The sequence below is a fragment of the Pseudemcibacter sp. genome, assembly GCF_965661635.1.
GTDB lineage: Bacteria > Pseudomonadota > Alphaproteobacteria > Sphingomonadales > Emcibacteraceae > Pseudemcibacter.
The window spans coordinates 1-8795 of the sequence record NZ_CBFIEP010000176.1 but is presented as its reverse complement, the minus strand read 5'-3'; the positions used below and the strand labels follow the sequence as shown (position 1 = coordinate 8795).

The window sequence follows — 8795 nt, the reverse complement described above, 5'->3', positions numbered from 1 at the left end:
CATCACGGAAACCCAAGTGAACAACTTTGAAATGGAGCCAGGTCGAAACAAGCTGGTATCTACGCTTACGGGCTTTTTATTTTCTTGATCAATATAACCATAGCCTTTTGAAAAAATAACATCACCATCTTTCATAACTTTGATAACGGCAGAGGCATTATTATTTTCGTCCATATTCGATGCCATAATGCCATCAATAAAATTCTGAACTTCGGCTTTATCATAAATATCTGCTGCTATTGCCGGAATGTTGGATACTAAAAGTAATGCAAATGCTATTACGGTTCGACTGATGATTGTTTTTCTCATTGATACCCTCCCATGCTAGAAAGAAAAGAGTAAACCAATCAAAGAAAAAGGTCAAAATTGACATATAGGAAAATTAGCATGCGCAATTGCTTTTCAGCAAAAATGATAATCATTGAAGAAATTTAAACCCGCTCAATCACCATGGCGATGCCTTGTCCGACACCGATACACATGGTGCAAAGGGCATATTTACCGCCACTGCGTTCAAGTTGATTTACGGCCGTAGTCACAAGACGCGTACCACTCATTCCCAAAGGATGACCAAATGCAATGGCCCCGCCTTGCGGGTTAATTCGGGGGTCATTATCGTCAAGTCCAAGTGATCTTGTGCAAGCCAATACTTGTGCGGCGAAGGCCTCATTAAGTTCAAGAATATCCATATCATCAAGCGATAAACCAAGACGCGCGAGCAATTTATTAGAGGCCGGCACAGGACCAATTCCCATAGTGCGTGGTGGTACTCCAGCCACAGCCGATCCAAGTATGCGAGCACGCGGTGTTAAGCCATGTAATTTCGCCGCTTGTTCGGATGCAAGAAGCGTCGCGGCCGCACCATCGTTAATACCGGACGCATTACCGGCCGTGATGGTACCCGCTTCAAAGATTGTACGAAGGGAAGCAAGTTTATCAAGTGGAGAAAGACGTGGATGTTCATCCCTTTCCACAACTATTGGATCTTTACGTCGTTGCGGAACGGTGACTGAGCAAATTTCATCGGCCGTATAACCCGCTTCAATTGCAGCGGCGGCTTTTTCTTGGCTCCAGAAGGCGAATTTATCTTGATCTTCGCGGCTGATATTATGTTCATCCGCAAGATGTTCTGCGGTTTGCGGCATCACATCAGCACCGTACATTTTATCAAGTTTTTTATTGATAAAACGCCACCCCATAGTCGTGTCTTCAAGCTTTTGAGCACGTCCATATGGTCCTTCGGATTTTCCCATAACAAATGGCGCGCGCGTCATGCTTTCCACACCACCCGCGATCATTAGATCACCTTCACCAACTTTAATCGCGTTAGCGGCAATACCCACAGCGTTAAGCCCTGATCCACATAATCGATTGACGGTCGAGGCAGCAACCTCAAGCGGAAGCCCTGCAAGTAGGCCCGACATACGACCAACATTTCGATTGTCTTCGCCAGCTTGATTGGCACAGCCATAGGTTAAATCGTCAACGGCTTCCCAATCGACATTTTTATTTCTTTCCATCAATGCGGAAATAGGAACCGCACCAAGATCATCAGCCCGAACAGCGGCTAAACTGCCGCCATATCGACCAACAGGTGTGCGAATAGCATCACATATAAAAACGTCTTTCATTGGATAGCCTTTTTAAAAATTACCTTGTGCTTAAAATTGATTTTTCATTTTCTTCAAACCGCTAAGCACCGCTTCAGAAAGTCTATCGATTTCTTTTTCGGCCATAACAGTTGAAAGAACGCCCGTACAGGTGTTGATCATCATAATACCATCATCAAACAAATGACCAAGCAATGTTTTGATCAATTCGCTTTCTTTTGGCGAGACATAACCATCGCGATAACTTACCGGGACATTCTCTTTCATATGAATGCGGAACATTGATCCTTCGCCGCTAACGCTGGCTGGAACATCGGCAAGATTAATGGCTTCTATTAATGACGTACGCGCATAATCAGCAAGTTTATTAATTTTAAGCACCGCATCACGGTCAAACATCTGCATTGATTTAAGGCCAGCTGTCATGGTCACAGGGTTAGCAGAAAAGGTTCCAGAATGCGGAAATAGAACTTTACTCGCATGAGGGTCCATAACGTCCATTACATCAGAACGGCCAGCAAGAGCCCCCACGGGGAAACCGCCACCAATCATTTTGCCCATCGCGGTCAAATCAGGGGCTATCCCCTCATACCATTCTTGAGCACCGCCATAGTTTGAGCGGAACGTAATCACTTCATCAAAAACAAGAAGGCTGTCATTTTGGCGCGTCCATTTAAACATAGCACGGGCAAAATCATCCTTTGCAGGGATAAGACCAATACGGTGCGGCATCACATCAAGCAAGACGCAGGCGATGTCATCTGCATTTTCTTCTAAAATCTTTAAAGCGCGATCAGGATCATTAAAAGGAATAATGATCACGTCATCAAGAGCCGCTTTTGGTGTGCCATGGGCAACCGGAACGCTACTTGGATTATTTTCATCACCCCAGTTTTCCGGCTTTGATGTTTGGCTGACTTCTGCATAATCATAAAGACCGTGATAGGCGCCTTCTGCCTTTGCAATTTTTGAACGCCCCGTAAAAGCACGTGCCGCTTTAATGCAGCTCATGACAGCTTCAGTGCCCGAATTAACAAATCGCATTTTTTCAAATGAAGCGCTTCTTGAAACAATATGCTCTGCAAATTCAACTTCAACTTCTGTACCAATAGTGAATGCTGTCCCTTTTGATAGCTGAGCGGCAACAGCTTCTGTTACCTCAGGGTGCGCATGACCATGAATAAGTGAACACATATTATTGGCGAAATCAACACGCTCTATACCTTCGATATCTGTCACATAGCAGCCAGCGCCTTTTTCCACATAAAGTGGATGGGGTATGCGTAAAATTGTATTACGACTGCAACCACCGGGCATAACTTTTAAACCACGGTCATATAAATCAGAACTTTTTGACATTTCTTTTTCCTTTATTCTGCAATCAATTTGCAGCCAGTACGTTCTTGTACATAATCAAAATCAACACCGGGGGCGAGCTCTACCACTTTAAACCCTTCAGGTGTTACATCGATCACGGCAAGGTCCGAATAAATGCGGCTAACCACTCCTGCACCCGTTAAAGGGAACGTGCATTTTTCAACAAGTTTCGGGTATCCTTTATTGGTGACATGCTGCGTTATCACGCGAATGGTTTTAACACCGGCCACCAAATCCATCGCCCCACCCACAGCAGGTATCGCATCTGGGTTTCCAGTCGACCAATTAGAAAGATCACCATTTTCCGCAACCTGCATTGCGCCAAGCACGCATATATCAATATGGCCACCGCGAATCATCGAAAAACTATCCGCATGATGAAAATAAGATGCGCCAGGAATTGCCGTAACAAGTTTTTTACCCGCATTGATAAGTTCAGGATCTTCTTGTCCTTCTTCAGGCGCATCCCCCATACCGAGCAACCCATTTTCCGTATGGTAAATCACTTCGGTGCCATCGGGTACATAACGAACAACTTTTTCAGGAATACCGATGCCTAAGTTCACGTATGATCCGTTTGGAATATCTTGTGCGGCACGTTCTGCCATTTGTTCTCGGTTCCAACCGATTTGTTCTTCACTCATGGGTAAACCTCCTCAGCGGCAACAAGTTTTGATTCGAGTAATGGATCAGCGACCGTTATAATTTGATCAACAAAAATTCCAGGTGTTACAACCACTTCAGGATCAAGTTCACCTGCTTCAACAAATTCTTTGGTTTGAACAATGGTTGTTTCCGCTGCCATCGCCATGACAGGGGCAAAATTACGTGCGGTTTTATTATAAATTAAATTTCCATAGCGGTCAGCTTTTAGCGATTTTATCAACGCAAAATCTGCCGTTAGTCCATATTCAAGCACATAATCACGGCCATTAATATTCCGCACTTCTTTACCCTCAGCAAGGGGCGTACCAACGGAAGTCGCCGTATAAAAGGCAGGAACTCCAGCCCCACCCGCACGGATACGTTCAGCGAGTGTGCCTTGCGGGACGAGTTCCAGTTCAATTTCACCTTTTTTGTAAAGGTCTGGAAACACAAAAGAATTTGCCGACTTTGGAAAAGAGCAAATCATTTTCGCAACTCTTTTATTTTCGATTAAGGCCGCTAATCCCACATGGCCTGACCCCGTGTTGTTATTCACAACCGTAAGATCTTTTGCGCCATGATCGATCAGAGCATGGATAAGTTCGATAGGGCTACCGGCTTCGCCGAAACCACCAATCATCACGGTGGTGCCATCATTGATGTTCGCCACCGCGTCATGAACAGAGTTCACTTGTTTATTGATCATAAACTTAATGTCCTATGTGAAAATTATGCCTTGGTACTAAAGAGGCCCGCATCATCCATTATCACGCGGTCTTTATATCCATCAAACCAGATAGCATCTGGATTACGACCAACGATGGCAACTTGACCTTTCTTCGGCGCATCTTCTGCTGAACGAAGAAGTTTAAAGATCACAACACCATTTTCACCGCCAGGAATACCCGGAACTGGTTCATTAGTAACGGCTGCCACTTCTGTTTTACCATAATAGTGAGTAATAGAAAGGCGGGCATGTGCTTCAACACCTGAAAGGCCACGTTGTGATGTATTAAGAATATTCCAAGCTTCTTCAATAGGAACATTGAAAGCTTTATGGCCAACAATATCACGGCCACAGAAGAAATAGTGGTTTTCAACTTTTTTACGGCGAAGTTCACGTTGCATAATACGAAGTGCATCAGGATCATTATTAATGTTTTTGATGATTGGCGACTGATTGTCGACAGTAACAAATCCACGCTTACCGAATTCATCAATCGCTTTTTCTGTATCTTCAACCCATTTAAGGCCGCCACCTGGCATATCAATATAGTTACCGTCTTCGTCTTTTGCCAAAAACTCATCAGGGTGGTTAAAGTGAATCATGAAACGTAACTTAGTTTGTGGGTATGATGCATGGAAATCATCCATCATTTTAAAGAAACTTTCATCAAAGCGTTGCGGGAAGAACGCCAGTTCTTTGGTTCCTAAACGAATGCTTTCAATACCTGCCTCTGATAAAGCTGCCCACCATGATGCAATACCTTTATTGGCAAGTACCATCGGATCACCACCGGACATAAGAATTTCACGAAGCCTTTCACGACCTGTTTCAGGATGAATTCCACCGGCTTCATCAACTTCTTTATTATGTTGAATGATATATTCCACAAGATCAGGAATTTGCGCGAGGCCCTTAGCCTGAATTGATCCATCTTCACGAACAATCTCTTTTTTCGCGATTAATTCTTCACGGTAACAAAACCGACAATGCGCCGAACACGTTCCAGCAACATAAATTAGACCAAGCTCATATTTATGTATTAATCCTTCAACAGGGCTATAACTCATTTGCTTACCTGGGTCTTCTGAACCGGCAAGATCAAATGTTTCAGCGGGGCTTGCTTTAACGAGTGTACGAATAGGTGCACTGACACGGGCGCGTTCGAAATAATGGCGCGTAATTTTAACCGGCATACGCGCTTCAATATCTTTATTTGTTCCTTTTAACGCAGAAATAGCTTCAATTTCTTCTTGGCTATAGAAATCTTTCATATCATCATCGACTTTACCATCAATGAACTTTTGAAGACCTGTAATAATTTTACGGTCGTATTTTGCGTTTTCTACTTTAGACAGAAATTCAGCTTCTTTCTCGGTTGGAATATGCTTTTTTCTTACTTTTGCTTGTACATTCATTTTGGCGCCCTCCACGGCATTGCTTGTAAAAATGGGAAATTGTTTATTACAAAAACTCACTTCACTATATTGCTTAGAATTAAAATTTGCCGTAAATTACAAAAAAATAACCATATGAACAAGCCAAAGTTGGTCATAAGTTCATGATTTTTTGTAATGAATGGATAAAATATGTTAGGTCAAAGACGTCTCATCCCAAGCACCAGTATGCTAATGGCATTTGAAGCTTCCGCAAGAAACGGTAGTTTTACATTAGCGGCACAAGAATTAAACCTGACACAAGGTGCAATAAGCAGGCAGGTCGGCGCTTTAGAAGAACAGCTTGGAATTTCATTATTTAAACGCATAAAAAAATCGATAATTTTAACCGATGTTGGTAAAATATATGCAGACGAAATTGGTGGCGCATTAAGAACTATAAGAAATGCATCGTTAAATGCGGTGAGTGACACCACAGGACAAACATTAAATGTAGCAATATTACCCACATTCGGGATGAGATGGTTGATGCCAAAATTCCCTGATTTTCTGTCCAAAAACCCACAAATAACCGTAAACTTCACCAGTAAGCTATCACCATTTGATTTTAATAACGAAGATATACACTGTGCTATTCATTTTGGTCATCCAGATTGGCCCAATACAGAAGGCTCTTTTTTAATGAGTGAAGAGGCCGTTCCTGTCGCTGCCCCATCATTTATAGGTGAACACACAATCCGAAATGCCAAAGAAATTGCAGAGATGCCCTTACTTCATATTGAAACACGCTTAAATGCATGGGAAGATTGGTTCAAACAAAATAACATCACTCCTCCAAAGGATAGAGGCATGGTATTAGAGCAATTTTCAATGGTTACACAGGCGGCCGTCGCTGGCTTAGGCGTTGCCCTTCTTCCCCATTTTTTAATTAACACCGAACTTGATCGCGGCGAACTTGAAATATTAATAGACCTGCCGCTTGAAAATAGTGCGGGCTATTATTTAATTACCCCCAACAACCATTCCAATTATGCACCTGTTGTCGCATTAAAAGAATGGCTCATTGAACAAAGTAATTAGCTTATTGTTTGAATAATATCTTGATCAACGTATAACGTCGCATCACCAGCCGTATAAACATTATAAATATTGAAATCTGCTTCTTGCACCCAACCCTGGCCTAAGGACGTTACCGCATCATCCTCTGCGCCCCTAATATAAATAATATTATCAAAGCGATCCTCAAAATTATTTAGCAATCGGTGACGTCCCGACAAATCGACACCAATTTGTGGATAAAGTGCTGATCGCGCCTCATCTTCACGAAACTTCTGCTCTTCTCGCGTTGCAAGCGCTGCGGAAGTTCTTGGATGCTCTGTAACAGCCAATTGAACATTTTCTTTAAATGTCTGGGAATATGACGGAATGCCATTAAAATCTTGAGCATTGGCATAAGTAAATAAATTCACCCCCAAGATGGCAATAACACCAATTCCCCAATATTTTTTCATCATTTATTACTCTTTACTCAATGATACTTTACTGGTGGTACTATAATCTTGTTAAAATTATAATCAAGCTTCAATAAAATTGCCAACTATCAAGCTTGTGGCATTAAAGAGCATCAGGCTGTTTTTCTGGAACAGCATTTTTAAAGGCATCCAATTCAAGGCACACTTCATTGATCCTTATTAATGTAGGATATTTACTTAAATCACATTCAAATCGGTTGGCATTATAAATTTGTGGAATTAAAAACGTATCGGCAAAACCAGGTTTGTCACCATGACAAAATTTACCAGTTTCACTTTCAGATGATAGTTTCTTTTCCAGTGCTGAAAATTCTTCCGCTACCCAATGGCGGTACCATGTATTGACTGCCTCTTCATCAAGCTGCAATGGCCCTTTGAGATATTTTAACACACGTAAATTATTAAGCGGGTGAATTTCACACGCTATTGAATAGGCAATGGATTGAACGCGAACACGCTCATCCGGATCAAGCGGTAAAAGTCTATTATCCGGCTCTATGTGATCCAAATATTCAATTATCGATAGAGACTGACTAATGATTTTACCGTCAACTTCTAATGCAGGGACAAGTCCTTGCGGATTTTTTGCTTTATAATCTGCTGTTTTATGCTCCCCCGCGCCTAAGACATAATTTTGCTGGCTATAATCAATGCCTTTCAAATTAAGTGCAATTCGCACACGATAAGCAGCTGAGCTGCGCCAACAGCCATGTAAAATAATATTAGACAATTTTTGTCTCCAAGTCTGTTAACCCATCAACCCCTACTTTAATCACATCACCCTTCACCACTGGACCTACCCCTTCCGGCGTTCCCGTATAAATAAGATCGCCCGGCTGAAGTGTAAATAGACCTGATAGATTAGCAATCACTTCGGATACGGACCAGATCAGCTTATTGGTATTGCTATCTTGCTTTGTTTCACCGTTCACGGTCAACCAAATGCGGGCATTTTCAATGTCACCTACTTGATCGGCCAAATGAATTTCCGCGCAAGGCGCAGAATTATCAAATGCCTTACCAGTATCCCAAGGGCGTCCTTTTGTTTTTGATTGTGATTGTAGGTCGCGTCGGGTTAGGTCGTTACCGACAGCATAGCCATAAACATGATCTAATGCATTCTCTTCGCTTACATCTATAGCCGTTTTGTCAATAGCTACCACGAGTTCCGCTTCAAAATGAAGGTTTTCTGTCATTGGTGGATAAGGAACATCAACACCATTATCAACAACGCCATCAGCCGGTTTCGTGAAATAAAAAGGAAGTTCCCGATCAGGATCGTACCCCATTTCAATCGCGTGCGCTGCGTAATTTCGTCCTACACAAAAAATTCGTCTCACTGGAAAACGGTCATTACTTCCATGCACTGCTACACTTGAAATAGCTTTAGGTTCAATTACATAACCCATTATTATACACTCCTGATTTTTATAAAATTTATCTATAGTCATTATTTTAAACGCACACCCGTGATGCCCGACATGATTATTAATTCGACCGCCAAACAAAC

General features: G+C 42.3%; 10 protein-coding genes. 1 reads left to right on the top strand and 9 read right to left on the bottom strand.

Annotated elements, in window-relative coordinates; translation table 11 throughout:
* The 6 genes from ACTF6W_RS11635 to ACTF6W_RS11610 form a co-directional block, all read right to left on the bottom strand.
* Positions 1-309: serine hydrolase (locus ACTF6W_RS11635; protein WP_438994715.1), on the bottom strand; the 309-nt coding region annotated here is incomplete at its 3' end.
* A 122-nt stretch (positions 310-431) separates the two neighbouring features.
* Positions 432-1631: a 3-oxoadipyl-CoA thiolase gene (pcaF, locus tag ACTF6W_RS11630; RefSeq protein ID WP_438994714.1), complete on the bottom strand. Its 1200-nt coding sequence runs from the start codon at positions 1629-1631 to the stop codon at positions 432-434.
* A gap of 30 nt (positions 1632-1661) precedes the next feature.
* Positions 1662-2969 carry an aspartate aminotransferase family protein gene (locus tag ACTF6W_RS11625; protein ID WP_438994713.1) on the bottom strand — a complete coding sequence of 436 codons (1308 nt, stop codon included), beginning with the start codon at positions 2967-2969 and terminating at the stop codon, positions 1662-1664.
* 11 nt (positions 2970-2980) lie between these two features.
* Positions 2981-3631, bottom strand: coding sequence for a 3-oxoacid CoA-transferase subunit B (locus ACTF6W_RS11620; protein ID WP_438994712.1), 651 nt, complete (start codon positions 3629-3631; stop codon positions 2981-2983).
* Positions 3628-4338, bottom strand: coding sequence for a 3-oxoacid CoA-transferase subunit A (locus ACTF6W_RS11615; RefSeq protein WP_438994711.1), 711 nt, complete (start codon positions 4336-4338; stop codon positions 3628-3630). Before ACTF6W_RS11615 ends, ACTF6W_RS11620 begins: the two co-directional genes overlap by 4 nt.
* Positions 4339-4361: 23 nt before the next feature.
* On the bottom strand, positions 4362-5774 hold the full coding sequence (locus ACTF6W_RS11610) for a KamA family radical SAM protein (protein ID WP_438994710.1): 1413 nt from the start codon (positions 5772-5774) through the stop codon (positions 4362-4364).
* A 171-nt stretch (positions 5775-5945) separates the two neighbouring features.
* Between ACTF6W_RS11610 and ACTF6W_RS11605 the strand changes: the two genes are divergently transcribed.
* Positions 5946-6833, top strand: a complete 888-nt coding sequence (locus ACTF6W_RS11605) for a LysR family transcriptional regulator (protein WP_438994709.1) — start codon at positions 5946-5948, stop codon at positions 6831-6833.
* On the opposite strand, the gene ACTF6W_RS11600 is transcribed toward ACTF6W_RS11605, so the two are convergent.
* The 3 genes from ACTF6W_RS11600 to ACTF6W_RS11590 form a co-directional block, all read right to left on the bottom strand.
* Positions 6830-7267, bottom strand: a complete 438-nt coding sequence (locus ACTF6W_RS11600; protein WP_438994708.1) for a hypothetical protein — start codon at positions 7265-7267, stop codon at positions 6830-6832. The genes ACTF6W_RS11605 and ACTF6W_RS11600 overlap by 4 nt on opposite strands.
* A gap of 100 nt (positions 7268-7367) precedes the next feature.
* The gene (maiA, locus tag ACTF6W_RS11595; protein ID WP_438994707.1) at positions 7368-8015 is read right to left on the bottom strand and encodes a maleylacetoacetate isomerase; all 648 of its coding nucleotides are present in this window, start codon (positions 8013-8015) and stop codon (positions 7368-7370) included.
* Positions 8008-8694 (bottom strand): fumarylacetoacetate hydrolase family protein, encoded by a 687-nt coding sequence (locus ACTF6W_RS11590; RefSeq protein ID WP_438994716.1) that lies wholly within the window; start codon positions 8692-8694, stop codon positions 8008-8010. Before ACTF6W_RS11590 ends, maiA begins: the two co-directional genes overlap by 8 nt.
* Positions 8695-8795 lie beyond the last annotated feature (101 nt).

What these genes read in the sequence shown, in the direction of transcription:
- pcaF (WP_438994714.1), bottom strand. Translation starts at nt 1,631, where the DNA reads ATGAAAGACGTTTTTATATGTGATGCTATTCGCACACCTGTTGGTCGA.
- ACTF6W_RS11625 (WP_438994713.1), bottom strand. Translation starts at nt 2,969, where the DNA reads ATGTCAAAAAGTTCTGATTTATATGACCGTGGTTTAAAAGTTATGCCC.
- ACTF6W_RS11620 (WP_438994712.1), bottom strand. Translation starts at nt 3,631, where the DNA reads ATGAGTGAAGAACAAATCGGTTGGAACCGAGAACAAATGGCAGAACGT.
- ACTF6W_RS11615 (WP_438994711.1), bottom strand. Translation starts at nt 4,338, where the DNA reads ATGATCAATAAACAAGTGAACTCTGTTCATGACGCGGTGGCGAACATC.
- ACTF6W_RS11610 (WP_438994710.1), bottom strand. Translation starts at nt 5,774, where the DNA reads ATGAATGTACAAGCAAAAGTAAGAAAAAAGCATATTCCAACCGAGAAA.
- ACTF6W_RS11605 (WP_438994709.1), top strand. Translation starts at nt 5,946, where the DNA reads ATGTTAGGTCAAAGACGTCTCATCCCAAGCACCAGTATGCTAATGGCA.
- ACTF6W_RS11600 (WP_438994708.1), bottom strand. Translation starts at nt 7,267, where the DNA reads ATGATGAAAAAATATTGGGGAATTGGTGTTATTGCCATCTTGGGGGTG.
- ACTF6W_RS11590 (WP_438994716.1), bottom strand. Translation starts at nt 8,694, where the DNA reads ATGGGTTATGTAATTGAACCTAAAGCTATTTCAAGTGTAGCAGTGCAT.